Source organism: Microbacterium sp. NPDC088619 (assembly GCF_044752825.1).
GTDB lineage: Bacteria > Actinomycetota > Actinomycetes > Actinomycetales > Microbacteriaceae > Microbacterium.
Map to the genome: position 1 here is coordinate 2,055,766 of NZ_JBIVLZ010000001.1, position 19,740 is coordinate 2,075,505.

The following is a 19,740-nucleotide window of genomic DNA, read 5'->3' on the forward strand; positions in this document are numbered from 1 at the left end:
GTGCGACGATACGAGCATGGTCAATAAGAGACCCGGTCGTCCCCGCGGCTCTGCGACGGCTCGGCAGAGCCTGATGGATGCCGCGCAGAGACACTTCGACGCGGGCGATCTGGCTTCGCTCTCGTCGCGCGAGCTGGCCGCGGAGATCGGCGTCAGTCACACGCTGGTCAATTATCATTTCGGTTCCCGCGACGGACTGATCGCAGCGGCGATCGCCCTGCGGGCCGCCCCGCACGATGTCATCGCCCTGTCGCGCGACCATCACGGACATATCGACGTGAACCGCCTCGCTCACGGCATCCTCGCGGTGTGGGAGCATCCGGAGCACGGCGCTCGACTCGCGGGATTCGCGCGCCGACTGGCATCCGGCAGCGGGTCGTCCGAGACGATCAGCGACTACATCCAGAATTCCGTCTTCGAGCCGCTGGTCGACGACTTCGGCCGCGCGCAGGCTCAGCGGATGGCGGTCGTCATCGTCGGGTTCCTCTTCGGACGCTACGTGCTGGCGCTGCCGATGTTCGCGAAGCTCTCGCGAGACGACGCAGGGAACCTGCTTCTCTCGATGCTCCATTGAGCCCGCGTACACTCGCACCATGCCCAAGAAGAATGTCGCGCGCACCGTCGGTCGGATCTTCCTCGGCTCCTTCCTCGTCTTCGCCGGAGTCTCGCATCTGAAGTTCGCCCGCGACGAGTTCCAGGCGCAGGTGCCGGACTGGGTGCCGCTGGATCCGGACGTGACCGTGCTCGCCTCGGGTGTCGTCGAGGTGGGTCTCGGAGCGGCGCTGCTCGTCGCGCGCAAGCGCCGGGGGCTGGTCGGAGTGCTCACCGCGCTGTTCTTCGTCGCGGTCTTCCCCGGCAACATCGCACAGTGGGTGGAGCACCGGAATGCCTTCGGGCTCGACACCGACATGAAGCGCTTCGTGCGCCTGTTCTTCCAGCCGGTGCTCATCGCCCTGGCCATCTGGTCGACGCGCACTCCGCGCCGCACGTCGACCGCCCGGTCCGCTCCATAACTCCGGAGAACCTCGCCGGTGACAGCAGAAGACCGGCCGATCCCCGAGGGAACCGACCGGTCTTCCGGAGTTGTGGATCTCAGACCGCGAGCAGCTCCCGCTCGAGGCGTGCGTACGAGGCCTCCATGCCGTCGGCCATGCCGGTGGCGAGGATCATGTCGCGCGTCTCCTTGTCGGGGTACTCGATGTAGAGCGTGATCAGCGTCGCACCGTCCTCTTCGTAGAGGTTCAGGTCGTTCAGCGTCTCGACCGGCATCCCGATCATGCGCTCGGTCTGCACCGACCGCCGGGGTGCGTCGATCAGCAGCGCCTCACCCTCGAAGCCGAACGGCTGCCCCTCGGTGTCGCCCACGGGCGCCCACGAGTTGCGGTACGTCTGACCGACTTCGGTGGCGACGACGCACTCGGTCATCTCCCAGCCGTCTGGTCCGAGCAGCCACTGCTTCATGAGCTCGGGGTCGTTGTGTGCGCGCCAGACCAGGTCGCGCGGTCCTTCGACCAGACGAGTGATGCGCACGTGCACGTCGTCGAGAAGCTCGACCTGCGTGCCCTTGCCCTGGGCGTAGTCGCGGAGATCCTGCAGCACGGCGTCGAGCTGGCTCATCGCCAGCTTCAGACCCTCGACCTGGCCCATCTCGACGACCTGCTCGATCGCCTCGACCGAGTCGAAGTGACTGGTCGTGACCATGCGGGTGCCGTCGGCGGTGGACTCGAAGGCGAACGACATCCGCTGCGCGGGGAAGCCGTCGAGAGGGTTGCCCTCATCGTCCACGAACGAGTCGAGCACCTCGAAGCTGTGCGGGGCATCGATCGAGAGGAACTCCCACGACCCCGACGATTTCTCGCCACGCGGTCCGCTCATCGAGTACTGGGCACGCCCTCCGACGGAGTGGTCCCAGGCGGTGAAGGTGGCCGGCCATCCGGGAGGGCCCCAGAAGCGCTCGAGCTGGCGCGGGTCGCTGTAGGCGGCCCAGACCCGCTCGATCGGCGCCGCGAAATCGGCGACGACGGTCATGGTGAGGTTGTCGGCATCGGTGGTGACATCCGTGACGGGCATGTCAGTCTCCTTCTTCGGTTCGTGAATCATCGGTGGTGTCGGTCGTGTCAGTGCGGGATGCCGGCGTCTCGGCCAGCAGCTCGTCGAGTCGGGCGATGCGCGACCGCCACAGCTCTTCGTATCGGGCGAGGAGCGCCCTGGCGCGGGCGATCATCTCGGGGTTCGCGCGGACGAGCCGCTCGCGTCCCTCGGCGCGCTTGACGATGAGATTCGCCGCTTCGAGCACGGCCACGTGCTTCTGCACCGCGGCGAACGACATCTCGTATTCGGAGGCGAGGGTCGAGACGGACTGCTCCCGCTCGATCGTCCGGCGCAGGATGTCACGCCGGGTCGACGTCGCCAGTGCGTGGAACACACGGTCGACCTCCGCTTCGCTCAGTTCTCGTTGTGCAACCATTTGGTTGTACGTTATGCCTGGGCGAAGCGGATGTCAAGAGAAATGTGAATTACGCCTTTAGATCGGACTAGACGCTTTACATCGGACTACCCACGACCAAACCGGACTAAGTCCGACCCAAAGCGGAGTGTCAAACGACAGTTAGGGGTGTGCAGCGTGATCCTGGGCGCAGGCGACAACGAGGTGCCTGCTCAGGTACTCCGCCTCTGCTTGGAGTGGTGATGAAGCCAGCTGAAATCGCGCGGTTGATCGCTAGTCGACGGTTTTCGAAGGACTCGGAGCTGCACTGGGTGCCGCGCGATCATGGTTCCGCGACTGGCTATGCCGACAGCACCTCGTTCGCGCCGGTCGACCGGAGTCTTGGCCGTTTGGATTGGTCGGTCATCGACCCCATGAAGGTTCGAGTATCGAAGGGCGCCAGCCACTTCTTCACGGGATCTGAGTACTTCTGGAGTCGCACCCGCAGCCACGTGTGGTGTGAGTCTCAGTTCGAGCGCGACGAGTTGATGTGGCTCGATTTTGGCGGGCAAGTAGAAAGGGTGTGGTCGCAGCCGTTCGGGTTGGTGTTCGGCGTGCGATCACCGATGGCAGGTCATTGGCACGTGCCGGATTTCCTATTGCAGATGTCGGACGGCTCCTACGCCGTTCGAGACGTGAAGCCAAAGGAACGCATCGACGAGCATGCACAACTGCAGTTCGATGAAACGGCGCGAGTGTCGACAACGCTCGGCTGGCACTATCTGGTGCTTTCCGGCCACAGCCTCCATGCGACTCGCGTAGTCGAGTGGTTGTCGGCGTCGCGTCATGACCGTTGCAGGCCGTCTGCTGATATCGAGGACAGGCTCCTCGATGCGGCAACTCACGGCAAGACGCGCCGGGAGTTGTGCGAGCTCGCATCACCAGATTGCCCGCCTCTTGCGTGCGCATGGGTTGACAACCTCGCCTGGCGCAGACTGCTCGCGCTCGATCTGTCGTCGGTTTTCAATAGCAACGCGGTGCTGACTACCGCACATCCGGGCGAGGACGGAGGCGATCAATGTCTGATGAGCGCAAGCTGAAGCTCGGAGACTCGTTCGACGTGAACGGCGAGATCTGGGTCTGGGTCCACATCATCCCTGGCCTGGAGGTGAAGCTCCGGTCTGAAAGCGCACCCGATCGACACCTCATCATGTCCGTAGACGAGTTCTTGCGACATGCAGGCACGGCTCAACGTGAGCGCGCGATATCCCTGCGTCCGGACGGGGATGCCTGGCCGACCGACGTGTGCGACATGGAAGCCCATCTCCTTGAGGCGTTCACCGGCAGACCGATGGATCCGTTGGCATCTGCTTCTCGGGCACAGTATGACCCTGCGCTGACGACTCAGAATGCGCGTGTTGATGCGAAGCTGCGCGAGTTAAGAGGCACTTCTCTTGGGCGAGCGCGTAGCACCTTTCACCTCCTATGGAAGACGTACCAGAACGACGGTGCAGCGGGGCTGAACGCCCGCATGCATCGCAAGGGCGAACAGCGACTCGCCATCAGCCGGGCAGATCCACGGCTGGTGACGATCATCGATCGATTCCTCGATCGCCAGACGAACAAGTCGACGAGTAGCAAACGCCGTTGCGCTGTCTTGGTGAGGCGAACGCTCGAGACCACTTACCCGGGTGATCCTCTGTGTGAGATCAAGGCTCGCACCCTCCAGGGCTACATCAACGAGCGGGCTGCCGGCCGTTACAGCTTCGACAAGGCGACCACCCGGCGAAACACCGACAACAGCCCAAAGCGTCAGTACTACTCCGGAGCTGCCTATCAACTTGGAGAGCGATGCGAGATCGATTCAACGAAACTCGACGTTCTCGTCTGGGACGAGAACAGTGAGTTCCGTCCGATACTCACCGTGCTGCTCGACGTCGCAAGCCGAGTACCCCTCGCTTGGGCAGTCCACGCGGACAGCCCTGGCGGATTCGACCATGCGCTCCTGCTCGCCCGAGCCGTCATCGGGCGCAAAGCCGTACCTGGCTCGGGAGCAGCCACCCTCGCGGGGTCAGCCACCTTGCCTGCGGCCCTGATGAAGCAGGTGAACCCCTATCTCACCGACGAGTCTCTCGCCCTCCCGTGGATCTTCCCGCGATCGATCACCATCGACGGAGGAGCCGATTTTCGATCCCGCACGTTCAGAGATGCCTGCCGTGCGTACGGAATCCACAGGGAACTTGCCCCTTCCAGAACACCGACCGTGAAGCCACACGTCGAACGCAACTTCGGCACGCTCTCGACGGACTTCGCCGCATGGTTGGCCGGTTTCGTGGGGAACTCCGTGGCGCATCGGGCCGCGCGCGAGAATCCCACGCTCACCTTGGACTCGCTTCGCCTCATCCTCGATAGCTGGATTTCCAACATCTACCTGAACAAACCACACCACGGCCTGAAGTCGACGAGCTCCCCAGGGCGGATATTCACCCCGAATCAGATGTATACCGAACTGTTCGCCGTAGGGCCCGGCGTCCCAGTGCCTTTCGGAGTTGAGGAGTACCTCGCCCTGTTACCGACCGAACGCCGAATGATCGGTCGCGCGGGGATTGAGCTCCACAATCGCCGCTACGACTCGCCTCACCTGGAAGATCTCCGCAATCGCTCCCTCACGGGCGCTGAACCCGGATCCCCGAAAGCGAGGAAGTTCCCGGTGAGTTTCGACCCCTACAACGCGAATGCCGTCTGGGTACGTCATCCGGAAACCGACGTGTGGATCGAGTGTTGGGACATCGCTCTGCGGGAGAAAACGGCACCGATGGTCGCCGAGATCGACATGAATCTCCTTGCCCGATACCCGGATGCCGCTATTGACGATCCCCATCGGCGCCGGGAGTGGATCGATCATGTCGAGAATCGCGAGCGAGGAGACAAACGGAAGCGCACTAAACACAAGCGGGGGCAACAGCGCCTCAAAGTCGAAGCCCAACGCGACCCTGGTCCCGACACAACGACTCCGATCGCACTGCGCCAATGGGCCAAACCCATCGACATCAACAGCATCGATTGGACATCCCCCGATCTAGATCTCGCGCAAGCAGAGGAGCTCGACCTATGAACATCACCCCACTCGTCCTCCATCATGATCGCAAGACGACCCTTGCGGGTCTCCGAGAAGCATTCGAGGCCGAGCCAGCATGCCCACCAGATATGTCCTTCCGGCGGTACTCCAAACTCGACCTTAAAAGTCGCGAGCTGTACGACCAAGCGCGCGAAGACTTTCTCCGCCTGACGCTGAGAGTAAAGACGCGCGAGCAAACGGTCTGCGCTCGCATCCTCGAAGACCTCATCCGGATCAACCCACGGCTCAAGAACTCGCGGCGCGGGCTGATGATCTCCGCACCAATGTTTTACGGGAAGACAGAACTCGCTCTCCTGCTGGCGCGATCTGTCGAGCGAAAACACGCGAGCCTCCACCCCGACTACCTCAGAGATGGAGACGCGCCGGTCGTCTGGGTCGAGATGACCGAACACTCGACTGGGAAAGCACTTCTCGCCCAGATCGTCGAGTTTCTCGCGCCCACCATTGTCCTTCCCAAAACGGTCGCTACTGACAGGTTGCGAAAGCTAGCCGTCGATGCGCTGCATCGCCACCGAACGAAGTTGCTCGTGATAGACGAATCACACAAGCTCGGCGGATCCGAACCGTCCAGCGTGATCAAGGCGATACAGAACGAATCCTCCGCGACTATTGTTCTGGTCGGGATCGACTTGGCCCAAGCGTTCCGAGCGGGCGACGGCTTGCAAGTCAGCGCGCGCTGCGAGCTCGTAACACTCAACAAGATCGATCCGAACGTCGAAGAAGACCTTCAGCAGTGGATCAAATGGGTTGCCACTTTCGACAACTTCCTTCCGCTATGCGGGCACTCATACGGCCTCCTCACCCGTAACGCCGGCACTCTACTGCACGCTGCCGATGGACAACTTGCGGTCCTCGCGATGATCGTGGACCGCCTCGTCTCCTCGATTCTCAGAGACGAATCACGCACGTCCGAGGCCGTGACACGCGAGAGACTGTTCGGAGTTCTTACTTCGCTCCAGCGCACCACACTGAACAAAAACACCGTCACACTAGATGACGTTGTGGGTGCAGCATGACCAGCTCACAGGCTTGGGCGAAACGCCCGAAGTGGCGTCACCTTGAGACGCCGCGCTCCTACGCGCAGCGACAATGCCTCGCCGCTGGCGTGCCATTCGACTTTGCCGAGAGGGGACTCACCAGCACGGCGCAGCCCAACATCAGCCGGGTCTGGATCGACGATGAAGGTGCCGCGCGCACCGTCGAGGGTGCCGCGGGGCGGGGAATTGGACACTTCGTTCGCATGAAACGTCGCGCCCAGCGGCACCCTTCGATGGATTACCCGAGGCGCTACTTATGTCGGCTTTGCAGTGGCGGAGAGACGGTCGAGCAGATCTCCCACGACGGGGAGAATTTCTGCCTTCGCCACCCCGGGCAGATGGTCTGGGTCGGACCGGGAACCGAGCGGAACAGCCAGATGGTGCTCGCCTTTGACCGCGGCCTCAGAAAAGCAGAGTTGTCCTTTCGACGCCTAGTGGCGATGGGGCGCGTTACTCCACGATTACATGCATGCGTGTGGGCAATGGTGCGAGACAATGAGGCGCTCTCCATATCAAACAGTGGAGGCGGCACGTCATCCCTAGCTGACGCAGCCGAGGCCGGCGCTCGCGCGCGACTGTATCGCATGACGGTGCACGTCCTGCGTATCCTGTCCGATCCTGCGCACCGCGCGCGCTGGCAGTCGCTGCCGGCAGCGGATTTGCGGCGAGACATCGATACGACTCTCGGCTTCTCAAACATTGAGGTCCTCGTTGAACGTATCGTGCTCTGGCTCCGTCCCCTCCGCCGCCGAAAGGTGCCTACAAAGTTCCAACCCCTCGAGGTCGCGATTGACCGAGTAGACGTCACGTCCATCCTCGACGTCACGTCCGACTATCCGAACTGGATCCGCCGTCACCCGAAGGCGATCTCTGAGTGGGACTGGGAGCGCAACTCCCTCACTCGCGACCCGTGGTCCGGCATCGGTGTGTCACAGAAGGCGTGGTGGATATGCGATGACGGGCACTCTTGGGAGGCAAGTCCGCAAGTACGCGGTGCTGCAGCCACGAACTGCCCTTACTGTATCGGAAGGTTTTTCTGGCCTGGCCACACCGACCTAGGCACCCTCCGTCCCGATATCGCCGCGCAGTGGAACACCGCCCCCGGCGCCAACCGAGGAGATCCCCACCACGTCAGTGCCACCTCGGCGCGCAACATCAGCTGGAGATGCGACCGAGGGCACACCTGGCCCGCGAGAGTGAGCCAGCGCACCAAGCAGGGGAGCAATTGCCCATACTGCGCCGGGAGACGGGCGATCGCGGGGGAAACCGACTTAGCCACTCTTCGGCCCGATCTTCTACTCGAGTGGGACTTCGAGCGCAACGGTGATTCCATCACCCCGGAGACCGTCGGTCCCGGATCAACCCACATCGCCTGGTGGCACGGTTCCTGCGACCATTGTTGGGATGCTGCCATCAGTGACCGCTGCGCTGGGACTGGTTGCCCGTACTGCTCCAACAGACGCGCCCTAGCCGGTTACAACGACCTCGCTACAACCCATCCCCAGCTCGCCCATGAGTGGGACGGTGCGAACGCTAAAGGCCCCCACGAAGTCACAGCTGGGTCGGTCTACCGCGCAGTATGGCGTTGCGCGTTCGACCACACCTGGGAGGTAGCCGTCTGGGGCCGTACAGCGGACAAAACTGGTTGCCCGTACTGCGCCGGTAAGCGCCCCATCCGCGGCGAGAACGACCTTGCGACCGTCCGCCCGGATCTAGCAGTTCAATGGGATCCAGCCAACGCGCTATCCCCCGACGAGGTTTCAGCTGGATCGTCACGGACAGTCTCCTGGAGGTGCTCCGAGGGACATACGTGGCGGTCAAGAATCGGAAAACGAACCAGCAGGCCGCACGCGCACTGCACAGAGTGTCGACGCCGTGGCACCACCTCGCTAGACGGCGTTCCTGTACGCGTCCACCGGCGACGACAGCGCAGGCCACCGATCGCGTAACGGTTCCCGCTCAAGCCTGATCCGACTCTCCGCGGGTCGTCGCACGGAGACTCCTGCGTCCCGGCGCTCACTGAGGCAATAGCAACACGAGCGCCAGGATTGCCACTACTGCCACACACAGAGTGACCAATCCCAGAATCACACGGCGACGCGACGGCTCCGGTGGATGCCGGGTCGGCTCGCCGAGACGGGCGCGCACGACATCTGCTTCGCGCTCCAGCTCATTGGCACGCTCTGCGAGCTCGGCATTCCCCACGCTGACCCTACCGATCGTCGTCGACAGGAGAGCTGCGTGCTCTTCCTCGATCCGTCGAAGCTGAGTTCTCAGTTCAGCCTCGGACATCCGGTCGTCGCCATCACGGTCCTGCATCGTTGTTGCCGTCCTGAGCGTCGTCGCCGGCGGAACCTCCCCGCGCCCGCGCGCGGTTGGACAGCCACACCCCGAGCACGACGCCGAGCAGCACGATAACGGCCATAGCGATACCGACGATCAGCAGCAAGTCGGGGAACGACGGCAGCAGCGGGTTCGGTTCCATGCGCGGAGCCGATGCGCATGGTTGCAATAGGGACACCCTCGAAATGACCGCCTCCGACTCCGTGCTAGCTCGCTCGCTCTCAGGTTCGGCATCAAGTCCGCGTGTCGCCGACCGCGCCGCGCCAGCACTGAGAACGCGCTCTCACCTGCTCAGCCCCTTTCTCACTTCCCTGTCTGGCCGCTTACCGACGAAAAGACCGCCTACCGCAGCTATCCGGCGCAGCCCCGCGTCGCTGGACGAGCTGCCTTCGCGTCACTTACAAGTCGCGGCGATCCGAGACGACAACCGCAGACTTCTCATGCCACACCCGCCTGCGACGCTGTCGTGGAGAACTCGAGCACGGATGAGCCTTCGGCAACCGGTTCAATCCCGTGACCAGGAATGTCGATCGAAGCCGTCGCTCCCGAAGGCACCGTGGCTTCGACGCGCAGCACCGAGGCGCGCACCTCCCAGCGAACCGCTGCCAGACCTAGCGGGGTCATCACTGAGGTCTCCGCGGACGTGATGCCGCCGCCCGGGCGAGGAGCAATTACGAAGCTCCGCCATCCAGGAGCGGTGCGACGGAGCCCGCCGATGACTTGGTGCATCCAGTCAGCAACAGACCCGAATGCATAGTGATTGAAGCTCGTCATATCGCCGGGATTGATCGTGCCGTCGGGCAGCATGGAGTCCCAGCGTTCCCAGATCGTCGTGGCTCCCATCGTGACGGGGTACAGCCACGAAGGACTGTCAGACCGGGTCAGCATCGAGTAGGCGTCGTTGAGGTGCCCGGTGGCGCTCAACGCATGAATCGCGAATGGTGTTCCCGCGAAACCCGTAGTGATCCGATGGCCGGCATCGCGAATCAGTTTCGCGAGACGAGCCCCTGCCGCAGCCTGCTCCGTCTCGTCCAGCAGTCCGAAGACCACGGCCAGCGCGTACACGGTCGGTGCATCGCTGACTATCCGATCGCCCTCCAAATAAGAGCGCCGGAAGGCCGCCCGCACTGTGCCTGCTCGAGTCCTCTGCCTCGCCTCGCCTTCGATGTCGCCGAGGTGACTCAGCATCCGCGAGAGCAGATCGAAGGTTCGGAAGGCGCAGGCGGTAGCGACAACGGAGGGATCGGCCTTCGCCGCCCACGGCTGATCAGCCGGAGCATCGGGGTCGAGCCAATCCCCGAACTGAAATCCACTGTCCCACAAGTGAGCAGGCGAGAGCCGGGACCACACCCGATCCGCGTGAGCGATCATGGCGTCACGGGCTTCCCGCAGAATCGTGGCGTCGCCGTACGCCTGCCAGATCTCCCAAGGGACCACGACCGTGGCATCGCTCCACAACGCGGCGGTGTCGACTGGAGGAAGCTCCGGCTGGTGGATGTACTTGAGTACGTCGGGCACGACGAGCGGCGTACGACCACCGGCGGCAGACTGCTCAGCGATCAGATCGCGATACCAGTCGCGGAGAAAATCTCGCGTGTCATAGAGATAGGTCGCCGTCGGCGCGAAGACGGCGAGATCGCCTGTCCAGCCGAGCCGCTCGTCGCGCTGTGGACAATCCGTCGGCACATCGACGAAGTTACCCCGCATACTCCACACGACGTTCTCGTGCAGGCGGTTCAACCTCTCGTCGGAGCACGAGAAGTGTCCGATTCGTTGCATGTCGGAGGAGATGACGACCGCCACCAAGGCATCCGTGACATCGTCGTCGTTCCCTTCCCACCCCTCCACCTCGACGTATCGGAATCCGTGGAATGTCAGAGTCGGCTCGAAGACGTCTTCGCCTCCGGACAGGATGAAGGTGTCCGTGGCCTTCGCGCTGCGAAGCGGTCGGGTGCCGAGTTCGTCACCCTCGAGAACCTCGGCATGCCTCAGCACGAGCTGCTGCCCGGCGCGGCCACGCACGGTCGCGCGCACCCAGCCGACGAGGTTCTGGCCGAAGTCGAGCAGGAGTCGCCCGGAGGGCGAACGCCACACCCGCTCCGCTCGACGTTCCATCACGGCGCGCACTGGGGGGCCGATGTACGGCTCGAGCTGATCCAGCTGCGCGTCGACGATGTGAGTCGACTGCCACCGGGACACATCGTGCCCAGCCTGCGACCACCCGTGCGGGATCGCGCGAGCATCGATACTCTGCCCGTCGTAGAGATCATTCGCGACGGTGCCGCCGGCCGCGGCGAGCCATGTGCCGGTCCCGGTGGCCACGATCTGCTCATGGCCGTCGTCGAAAAGGATGCGAAGCTCCGCGAATCCGGCGATCTTGTCGCCGTAGAATCCAGCTTCGCCCGTCCACGCCAGCCGTCCGCGATACCACCCGTTGCCCAACATGAGGCCGAGCACGTGCACTCCGCCTTCGGCGCGTGCGACGTCCGCGAACGATTCGGTGACATCGTATTCGGCGTACCGGGTACGCCACTCGTAGCTGGACCATCCAGGAGTCAGAAGATCCTTCGACACCCGAAACCCGTTCAGATGGGGTTCGACCAGGCCGTGAGCCGTTGCGATCAGCTGGGCTGAACGCACCGCCCCATGGCCGTGATGCAGAGTGAATTCGTGGCGCAGCAGCGGTGCCGTGCACGTCGTGTCGTCCGCCGCGATGAATCTGCCGGACCAGTTCGATTCCACTACTTCACCGTGCGGATGAAGCTGATGACGAGGCCCCCCAGCAGTGCGGCGACCGCGCCGGCGATGAACAGCGCCGCGAAGTTCGACGAATGCCCTCCGCCGGCCACTCCAACGGCGAGAAGCGCCGGAGCTACCGCGGCGACGATCGAGGTGGGCAGGTTGTTCGCGACGTTGATGAGTGCCAGGTCCTTCGCCGGGTTCTCCGGATCAGGGAGTACCTGAGTGGCGAGGGCCAGCTCCACACTGAAGTACACGCCCTGGCCGATCGCGATCACCGCGACCGCTACGAGGTACATCGTGAAGTCGGTCGCCTGCGAAGCCATGACAAGACCTGCTCCCAAGATGATCGCGGCCGTCACCACGAAGGGCTTGCGTCGACGGATTCGATCGGACAGCTTGCCCATGGCGGGAGCTACAAGCAGCGAGACCCCGGTGTTGATCACGACCGTGAGGAGGATCGCGGTGCCGAGTTCTTGGGGGGCGAATCCCAGCTGCTCGATGAGGAAAAGCGCCTGGAACGAATTGATCGCCGCCACGCCTGAGAAGACGAGCATCCTGCTGGTGAAAGCGAGGAAGAAGTCTCGGTGACGAATGGGGTTGACCCAGAAAATGCCAACGAGATCGAGCAGACGCCCCTTTTCGCCCTTCTCCTGCAGCACCTGGGGGTCTCGGACGAAGATCACCAAGAGGAGAATGCCAACCAGCGCGATCACCGCGGGGAGTAGGACGATCGCCGTGGTGTTCCCGCCGAACGGCTGACTGATCCCGATTCCGATGAGCGCTCCCATCGGCGTGCTGAGGCTGATCAGCGCGGAAGCCGGCCCGCGGCGATCACTCGGCAGTTGTTCCGCGATCAGTGCGGTCGTGGTCACTCCGACGCAGATGGCACCGATCGTGATCAGCAGATTTGCGACGGTGAGCGACCATGCGTCGGTGGAGAGCAGCATGACCACTGAGCCGATCACGAGCGCACCGGCTCCGAGAAGAAGGAACGGGCGACGACGGCCCAGCCTTGACCGCGATCGATCACTCATTCGACCGACGATCGGAAGGCCGACGAGCGCGATGATGCCGGCGAGTCCGGTGGCGAGCGAGATTGTCGATGCCGCATCCGCCCCACTGATCTCGGTCGCCCGTAGGGAGAGCGTCAAGAGAACGGTCGACATCTGGACCGCCGCGGCTCCGACTGCCGCGAAGACCAGGAAGAACACGAAGCCCCTACGTGGGCTCACGAGCGCGCGGAACGCCTCGGTCGCCGTGGGTTCGGCGGGGGTGATCGCTTCGGCTGGGCCGGAAGGGTGGGCTGAAGTCATGGCAAGCGCCTTTGCTGTACGAATCCGATGGAGAGAGATACCCGCGATAAGACGCGGTCGGATCACGATAACAGACTATTACCAGAATGGTAAATGTTTCCCGGATATGATCAACGGAGCACGTCGACACCGCGAAGCGTCGACGTCGGAAAGTGAGGAACCATGCCCGACGCACCACGGTCCACATCCAACGCGAAACCGGATCGAGCGTCGTACGCGAACGGCGAGCGTCGGAGGCAGCAGATCGTGGAAGCCGCGATCGAGGTCTTCGCCGAGAACGGTTACTCCGGGACATCACTGCGATCCATCGCTGAGCGCGCGGGCACGAGCCATGTCAGCCTGATGCACCACTTCGGCTCCAAGGAAGCGCTCTTCCAGCGCGTACTCGAACGTCGACTCGCGCTCGATCAGGACGTGCGCCTCGCCGCCTTCGCCGAGTCCGGCATCGAGGCAGCGGCCTCAGTGATGATGAAGCGGAACACCCGATCGCGTGCGCTCATCCAACTCGATGCGACGATCCAGGTCGAGGCCGTCGACCCGAACCACCCCGCGCACGACTACATGAAGCAGCTCTTTGCCGACACGGTGAAAGAAGTACTAGAGCAACTGCATGCAGAAGAGTCGCGTGGAGTCATCCGTGAAGGCTTGCCGTTGCCGGTCGTCGCCCGCCAACTCGGCGCTCTCATCATCGGCCTGCAGATCGAATGGCTGTATGACGAAGACCTCGACATGGAGCTCCACGTCCTGGAGTTCCTGCGGCTGCTCCGCCCCGCCCCCTCGGCCTAACCGATTCCGAGGCCTCGGACGACGCGGTCGAACGCGGTCGCGTCGAGTCCCATCCCGAAGTAGACGAACTTCTTCATCGTGGTGCCTGCGACGACCTTGAACACATCCGGGTCATTCAGGGGGACAGGGAGAGGGTCGCCCTCCTTCACGCCGAACGCATCGCGGAGCACGGGCCCCGCCACCGGATCCTCGAGCCACTCCCGGAGCGTGTGCATCGGGGTGAGCGGGACGTGCACCCCGTTGCCGCGAACGGACACCTCCACTGACGCTCGGATGTCATGGGAGGACGCGCCCACCTCGAAGTGAATCACGCTCTCCGGCAGCACCCAGGCATGCGCCGACGTCGACCAGAAGGCGAGATCATCAAGATCGACCGTGATGGTCACTGTTCCCACCTCGCCCGCTGCGAGGATGAGGTCGCCGAAACCTGCGAGTTCCCGTCGAGGCCGATGCACGGGCCCGGCCGGATGGCACGCATAGATCTGCACGACCTCACGGCCTTCACGCGATCCAGAGTTCGTGACCTCGACCTCGAGTTCCACCGTCGTCTCGCCGGCACGCACCGCAGTGATGGCGTGCGAGAAGGTCGTGTACCCCAGACCGTGCCCGAATGGGAATGCCACCGGTCTCTCGAATGTCTCGTAGTACCGGTATCCGACGAAGACACCCTCACCGTAGCGGGTATGCCCCTCTTCACCCGGCCAACCGATATGAGCGGGACAATCCTCCACTCGGAGCGGAATGCTCTCGGCCAGTCGCCCCGACGGCGCGACATCACCGAAGAGCACATCGGCGACGCCTGAGCCGCTGGCCTGTCCGCCGAGCCAGGACTCCAGGATTGCAGCCGCCCGGCCCACGAACGCGGTCACACCCACAACGGATCCGTTCGACAGCACGACCACAGTGCGAGGGTTCACCGCCACGACCTCGTCGAACAGTCGCCGCTGAACTTCGGGAAGCTCAAACGAGACGCGGTCGGCACCTTCAGCCTCATCGCCCTCCGGCAGGCCGAGGAAGAGAAGGACCGCATCGGCATCCGCGGCGGATCGTACCGCCTCCGCTCGCAGCTGGTCGCTGTCGACGTCGGGACCAGCGACCTCTGTTCGGGCGAACCCCTGAGCGAACGTGACCTCCGCGTCGGCGCCGGCAAGGCGGGCACGGATTGCCGTCAGGGCATCATCGATGCGCGTGGGCGTCACCTGCGAACTCCCCGCACCTTGATAGCGAGGGTCGGCGGCGAAGGAACCCACCACGCACAGCCGCTGAATGGATCCGCTGTCGAGCGGAAGCGTCCCATCGTTAGCCAGTAGCACGCATGCCTGCGCCGCTGCACGACGAGCGAGGGCATGGTGGGCGTCCAAGTCAGCGACACCTGGGTCGGACAGCGCCTCTGAGGCACGTTCGGCCAGCCGGAAGACTCTCGACGCCGTCGCTCGCGCGATCTCGACAGGGATGCTCCCGTTCTCGAGCGCAGCCTTCACCTCTTGATCCGCCGCGGGATTCGACGGCATCTCCAGATCCATTCCCGCCACCAAGGCGGGAACGCGATCGTAGACCGACCCCCAGTCGGACATCACCAGTCCATCGAAGCCCCACTCATCCCGGAGAATCCCGAGAAGCTCGGCATGCTCTGACGCGTACACGCCGTTGATCTTGTTGTTCGCTGTCATGAGAGTCCACGGCGCCGCCTTGCGGACGACGCGCTCGAACGGGCGCAGATAGATCTCCCGAAGCGGCCGCTCGTCGACGTCTGCCGAGAGTCGCGCGCGGTTGGTCTCCTGGTTGTTGCAGGCGAAGTGCTTGACGGATGCGCCGACCCCGGCGCTCTGTATGCCGGATACCAGGTGCGCGCCCATCTCGCCTGCCAGCAGAGGGTCCTCCGACAGGTACTCGAAGTTTCGGCCGCACAGCGGGTGACGTTTGATGTTGACACCCGGGCCCAGGATGACCGCCACACCGGCGGCCCGGGTCTCAGCTCCGAGGGCCTCTCCGATCTCGCGCATCAGAGCGCGATCCCAGGTCGATGCCAACCCTGCCGCCGTCGGGAAGCAGGTCGCCGGATCGGCGCCTTGGAGCGTGATCCCCGAGCTGTCGGCCGACTGCTTGCGGAGCCCGTGGGGGCCATCGGTCACCGTCATAGCACTCAACCCGCGCGATGGCAGGGCCTGAGTGTTCCAGAAGTCCGACCCCGACGTCACACTCGCAAGCTCGGCCGGGGTGAGGTCGTCGACGGGGAGCTCGGCACGCGCCTCGGATTCGGACATGACGATTCTCCTTCGAATGATGCAAGCGTGAGCACGGGCGTGAAACCGCGAGGACTGAGGTGCTTATCGTCCACAATCTATACCACTCTGGTAATGTTTCTCAAGCGGGTCGCCCCGCTCCAAGTGAAGGAGACACATGGACGCCACCTCATTCCGAGCGGACTTCCTCTGGGGCGTCGCGTCGTCGGGCCATCAGACCGAGGGCCACAACGTGGCGAGTGACACCTGGTTCCTCGAGCGCGTGACACCGACGGTCTTCGCCGAGCCGTCAGGGCACGCCTGCAACTCCTGGGAACTCTGGGAGCGTGACCTCGATCTCGCAGCCGAGATGGGACTGTCCGCATTCCGTTTCTCGATCGAATGGTCGCGTGTTGAGCCCGAGCGCGGTCGCATCGACGGAGCTGCGCTCGCCCACTATGGAGCGATCATCGACGGGTGCTCTCAGCGGGGCATGAAGGCTGTCGCCACCTACAACCACTTCACATGCCCCGACTGGTTCGCGCGGCGTGGAGGCTGGTTGGCGCCAGACGCAAGCGATCGTTTCGCTGAGCACTGCGGACTGCTCACTCGTGAGTTCGGGAGTCGCCTCGCTGCGGTCATCACTCTCAACGAACCCAATCTCTCGCCGCTCCTCGACTGGGCAGGGCTCCCCGCATTCGTGCACGACCTCGAGCGCGCGACTCTCGCTGCCGCAAGCGAGTCCGCTGGAGTCGCACGTTACCGAGCGGGCAACGTCATCCTGCCAGAGGAGTACGAACAGGTCTGCGCGGCTTTCACTCGGGCGCACGTGGCGGCGAAGAAGGCCATCAAGGCAGTGCGACCCGAGCTCCCGGTCGGACTCTCCATCGCGATCTCCGACGACGTCGCTGCTCCCGGCGGGGAGGCAGTCGTCGCCCTGAAGCGCCGCGAGGTGTACGAGCACTGGCTCGATCTGGCGAGGGACGACGACTTCATCGGAGTGCAGAACTACGAACGGGCCGTCTACGGCACCGATGGCCTGATTCCGCCGGCCCCCGGGTCGACGCTGAACCAGATGGGGACCGCGGTCGAGCCCACGTCGCTGGCGGGGGCAGTGAGGTACGCCTACGACCGGAGCCAGGTGCCCGTCCTGATAACCGAGCACGGCATCGGTGTGGGTGACGACGGCATCCGGGCCCGATTCATCCCCGAAGCGCTCGAAGCGCTGTCCGACGTCGTCCGTTCCGGCGTACCCGTCCTGGGCTATTTCCATTGGACGCTGCTCGACAACTTCGAGTGGATCTTCGGCTATTCCCGCCGATTCGGACTTCACGCCGTGGATCGCGACACCTTGGTCCGCACCCCGAAGCCCAGTTCTTCGTCGTATGCCGCTGCAGTCCGCTTCCACAGGCGGTCGGAGGACGCGCTCACCTGAGTCGCGCCCTCCACCACATCACTCGCCGCGGTCTGCGTTGGCCTCGGCCAGGATCTCGTCGAGCTGTTCGGGCGTGATCTGCCCGCCGAGGCCGGCGGCGAAGCGAGCGACAGGCGAGGAGCCGATCATCCGCATCACATCGAAGCCGAGATCAGCTGTTCGATCCGGGGATCCCCCGAAGATCTGCTGGAGAGCTCCCCCTAATCTCGCGGCTCCCACCGGGTTCGCCATCACTTCAGCGAGAGTCGACTCCCGATGCAGAGGAATGCGTATCGGATCACCGTCGACCCGCACTGAGGCGCTCAGGCGCAGATCACGGCTCGACGCTCCCGCGTCCACCCGGTAGTCACCGCTCTCGACGATCCAGCGATCGAGCCGCGTCTCCCAGTATGCAAGGTCCTCTCGCCGCAGCACCGTCTCCACGACGGAGCTCTCCCCCGGTGCCAACTCCACGGAGGCGAAACCCTTCAGTTCCCGCGGAGCGCGCTTCATGGAAGTCGCCGGCATGCCCACGTAGAACTGCACGACCTCGCGGCCCGCACGTTCGCCCGTGTTGGTAACTGTCAGCCTCGCCATGAGGCCTGCCTCTGTCGCCACGAGGGTCAGCTGCGAGTACTCGAAGGTCGTGTAAGAGAGTCCATGACCGAACGGGAAGGCCACGTCGAGGCCGCGGGCGTCGTACCACCTGTATCCGACGAAGAGCCCCTCGCCGTAGCCGACCTCGGAGTTCTCGGGTTCGAAGGCGAGGAACGACGGAACATCCTCCAGACGGAGCGGGACGGTCTCGGCGAGGCGACCCGACGGATTGACCAGACCGAAGAGAGCGTCTGCAATCGCAGCACCGCCCCCCTGTCCGAGAAGCGCTCCATCGAGGATCGCAGGGACCCGGGCGATCACCTCGTTCAACAGCACGACACCACCGTGTGACAGCACCACGACCGTCTGCGGTCGGACCTCTGCGACGGCGGAGAGGAGCCGGAGCTGATCGGCCGGCAGTTCGATCCCGTCACGATCGAACCCCTCTGACTCCTGACGGGCACCCAGCCCGAGAAAGAGCACGGCCACATCCGCTTCCGCAGCCGCGTGCACCGCCTCGGCGCGAAGTGCGTCCTCATCGCCGGGCCCCTCGGTCGTGAAGCCTTGCGCGAATCTCACCTGTGCATCGCCGGCTCGCGCGCTGATCTCATCGAGCGGCACGTCGACCCGGGTCGCGTTGACCATCGATGATCCGCCTCCTTGGTAGCGCGGATTCGTCGCGAAGTCGCCGATCACCGCAAGAGTCGCGACGCCAGACCCGAGTGGGAGCAGGTCGCCCTCGTTCTTCAGCAGAACGATCCCGCCCGCCGCCGCCTCCCGCGCGAGGGCGTGGTGCCGGTCTCGATCGAAAGTGCTGCTCTCGCGATGCGCGGATCCCGCCTTGCTGGCGAGGTCGGCGACGCGTGCCGCAGCACGGTCCACCACGGAGCGATCGACGATCCCGCTTCTCACCGCCGCCACGATCTCGGCGTCTCCGCTCTCTCCCGGACCGGGCATGGTGAGGTCGAGTCCCGCGACGAGCGATGCGACGCGGTCGGTCACCGCCCCCCAATCGCTGACGACGGCGCCGTCGAACCCCCACTCGTCGCGCAGCAGTGTCGTGAGCAGCCACTCGTGCTGCGCTGTGTGCAGGCCATTGAGCCGGTTGTACGAGCACATCACGGTCCATGGCTGCGCGTCCGTCACCACTCGCTGGAACGCACGCAGGTAGATCTCCCGGAGAGTCCGGTCGTCGATGTTGGAGCTTGCACGCATCCGATCGTTCTCGGAGTTGTTCGCGGCGAAGTGCTTGAGCGAGGCACCCACCCCCTCGCTCTGAACCCCACGCACCCAGGCGGCGCCGAGTTCGCCCGAGATGAGCGGGTCTTCGGAGTAGTACTCGAAGTTGCGCCCACCGCGCGGATCGCGCTTGATGTTGATGCCCGGTCCGAGCAATACGCCGACCTTCTCGGTCTGGCACTCCACCCCGAGAGCCGCTCCCACCCGTGCGATGAGCTCGGGATTCCAGCTCTGGCTGAGCCCGACGGCGGGCGGGAAGCAGGTCGCAGGAACGCTGACACCGATCCCCAGGTGATCGCCGCCGATCGTCATCTCCTGCTTCCGCAGTCCGTGCGGCCCGTCGGTCAACACGATCGACGGCACGGAGCCCACCGACTTCGTGCTCCAGAAGTCGGCTCCACTCGTCAGCGAAGCGGCCTGCTCGAGGGATAGTTCTGCGTGGAAGTAGGGGTTCACGTCGGTCATGTGTCGTTCTTTCTGTGT

16 protein-coding genes are annotated in these 19,740 nt (G+C 64.1%); 8 read left to right on the forward strand and 8 right to left on the reverse strand.

Annotated elements, in window-relative coordinates; genetic code table 11:
* The first annotated feature begins 16 nt into the window (after positions 1-16).
* Both ACIP5T_RS09990 and ACIP5T_RS09995 read left to right on the forward strand, forming a co-directional pair.
* Complete coding sequence (locus ACIP5T_RS09990; RefSeq protein ID WP_400862754.1) at positions 17-574, forward strand: TetR family transcriptional regulator; 558 nt, start codon at positions 17-19, stop codon at positions 572-574.
* Positions 575-593: 19 nt separating this feature from the next.
* The gene (locus ACIP5T_RS09995) at positions 594-1,013 is read left to right on the forward strand and encodes a DoxX family membrane protein (protein WP_400862755.1); all 420 of its coding nucleotides are present in this window, start codon (positions 594-596) and stop codon (positions 1,011-1,013) included.
* A gap of 79 nt (positions 1,014-1,092) precedes the next feature.
* Here the strand turns inward: ACIP5T_RS09995 and ACIP5T_RS10000 are convergent, their stop codons facing one another.
* Both ACIP5T_RS10000 and ACIP5T_RS10005 read right to left on the reverse strand, forming a co-directional pair.
* A complete protein-coding gene (locus tag ACIP5T_RS10000; protein WP_400862757.1) occupies positions 1,093-2,070 on the reverse strand; it encodes an SRPBCC domain-containing protein in 978 nt (325 codons plus the stop codon).
* Position 2,071: 1 nt separating this feature from the next.
* Entirely contained in the window at positions 2,072-2,467 is a 396-nt protein-coding gene (locus ACIP5T_RS10005; protein WP_400862759.1) for an ArsR/SmtB family transcription factor, read from the reverse strand.
* Positions 2,468-2,688: 221 nt separating this feature from the next.
* Here ACIP5T_RS10005 and ACIP5T_RS10010 point away from each other — a divergent pair, with 221 nt between their 5' ends.
* From ACIP5T_RS10010 to ACIP5T_RS10025, 4 genes are all read left to right on the forward strand, one after another.
* Positions 2,689-3,525 carry a TnsA-like heteromeric transposase endonuclease subunit gene (locus tag ACIP5T_RS10010; RefSeq protein ID WP_400862760.1) on the forward strand — a complete coding sequence of 279 codons (837 nt, stop codon included), beginning with the start codon at positions 2,689-2,691 and terminating at the stop codon, positions 3,523-3,525.
* Positions 3,504-5,540, forward strand: coding sequence for a Mu transposase C-terminal domain-containing protein (locus ACIP5T_RS10015; RefSeq protein WP_400862761.1), 2,037 nt, complete (start codon positions 3,504-3,506; stop codon positions 5,538-5,540). Before ACIP5T_RS10010 ends, ACIP5T_RS10015 begins: the two co-directional genes overlap by 22 nt.
* Entirely contained in the window at positions 5,537-6,580 is a 1,044-nt protein-coding gene (locus tag ACIP5T_RS10020) for a TniB family NTP-binding protein (protein WP_400862763.1), read from the forward strand. Before ACIP5T_RS10015 ends, ACIP5T_RS10020 begins: the two co-directional genes overlap by 4 nt.
* A gap of 605 nt (positions 6,581-7,185) precedes the next feature.
* Entirely contained in the window at positions 7,186-8,550 is a 1,365-nt protein-coding gene (locus ACIP5T_RS10025) for a zinc-ribbon domain-containing protein (RefSeq protein WP_400864706.1), read from the forward strand.
* A 67-nt stretch (positions 8,551-8,617) separates the two neighbouring features.
* On the opposite strand, the gene ACIP5T_RS10030 is transcribed toward ACIP5T_RS10025, so the two are convergent.
* From ACIP5T_RS10030 to ACIP5T_RS10045, 4 genes are all read right to left on the reverse strand, one after another.
* A complete protein-coding gene (locus tag ACIP5T_RS10030; RefSeq protein ID WP_400862765.1) occupies positions 8,618-8,920 on the reverse strand; it encodes a hypothetical protein in 303 nt (100 codons plus the stop codon).
* Positions 8,907-9,086: a hypothetical protein gene (locus ACIP5T_RS10035; RefSeq protein ID WP_400862767.1), complete on the reverse strand. Its 180-nt coding sequence runs from the start codon at positions 9,084-9,086 to the stop codon at positions 8,907-8,909. Before ACIP5T_RS10035 ends, ACIP5T_RS10030 begins: the two co-directional genes overlap by 14 nt.
* A gap of 296 nt (positions 9,087-9,382) precedes the next feature.
* Complete coding sequence (locus tag ACIP5T_RS10040; RefSeq protein WP_400862769.1) at positions 9,383-11,686, reverse strand: family 78 glycoside hydrolase catalytic domain; 2,304 nt, start codon at positions 11,684-11,686, stop codon at positions 9,383-9,385.
* Positions 11,686-12,999, reverse strand: a complete 1,314-nt coding sequence (locus ACIP5T_RS10045) for an MFS transporter (protein WP_400862770.1) — start codon at positions 12,997-12,999, stop codon at positions 11,686-11,688. Before ACIP5T_RS10045 ends, ACIP5T_RS10040 begins: the two co-directional genes overlap by 1 nt.
* Before the next feature lie 162 nt (positions 13,000-13,161).
* Between ACIP5T_RS10045 and ACIP5T_RS10050 the strand changes: the two genes are divergently transcribed.
* Positions 13,162-13,785: a TetR/AcrR family transcriptional regulator gene (locus ACIP5T_RS10050; RefSeq protein ID WP_400862772.1), complete on the forward strand. Its 624-nt coding sequence runs from the start codon at positions 13,162-13,164 to the stop codon at positions 13,783-13,785.
* Here the strand turns inward: ACIP5T_RS10050 and ACIP5T_RS10055 are convergent.
* A complete protein-coding gene (locus tag ACIP5T_RS10055; protein ID WP_400862774.1) occupies positions 13,782-16,049 on the reverse strand; it encodes a glycoside hydrolase family 3 C-terminal domain-containing protein in 2,268 nt (755 codons plus the stop codon). The genes ACIP5T_RS10050 and ACIP5T_RS10055 overlap by 4 nt on opposite strands.
* A 136-nt stretch (positions 16,050-16,185) precedes the next feature.
* Here ACIP5T_RS10055 and ACIP5T_RS10060 point away from each other — a divergent pair, with 136 nt between their 5' ends.
* On the forward strand, positions 16,186-17,442 hold the full coding sequence (locus ACIP5T_RS10060; RefSeq protein ID WP_400862775.1) for a glycoside hydrolase family 1 protein: 1,257 nt from the start codon (positions 16,186-16,188) through the stop codon (positions 17,440-17,442).
* 18 nt (positions 17,443-17,460) lie between these two features.
* Here ACIP5T_RS10060 and ACIP5T_RS10065 read toward each other — a convergent pair whose 3' ends face one another.
* Positions 17,461-19,722: a glycoside hydrolase family 3 C-terminal domain-containing protein gene (locus ACIP5T_RS10065; RefSeq protein ID WP_400862777.1), complete on the reverse strand. Its 2,262-nt coding sequence runs from the start codon at positions 19,720-19,722 to the stop codon at positions 17,461-17,463.
* Between the last annotated feature and the right edge of the window lie 18 nt (positions 19,723-19,740).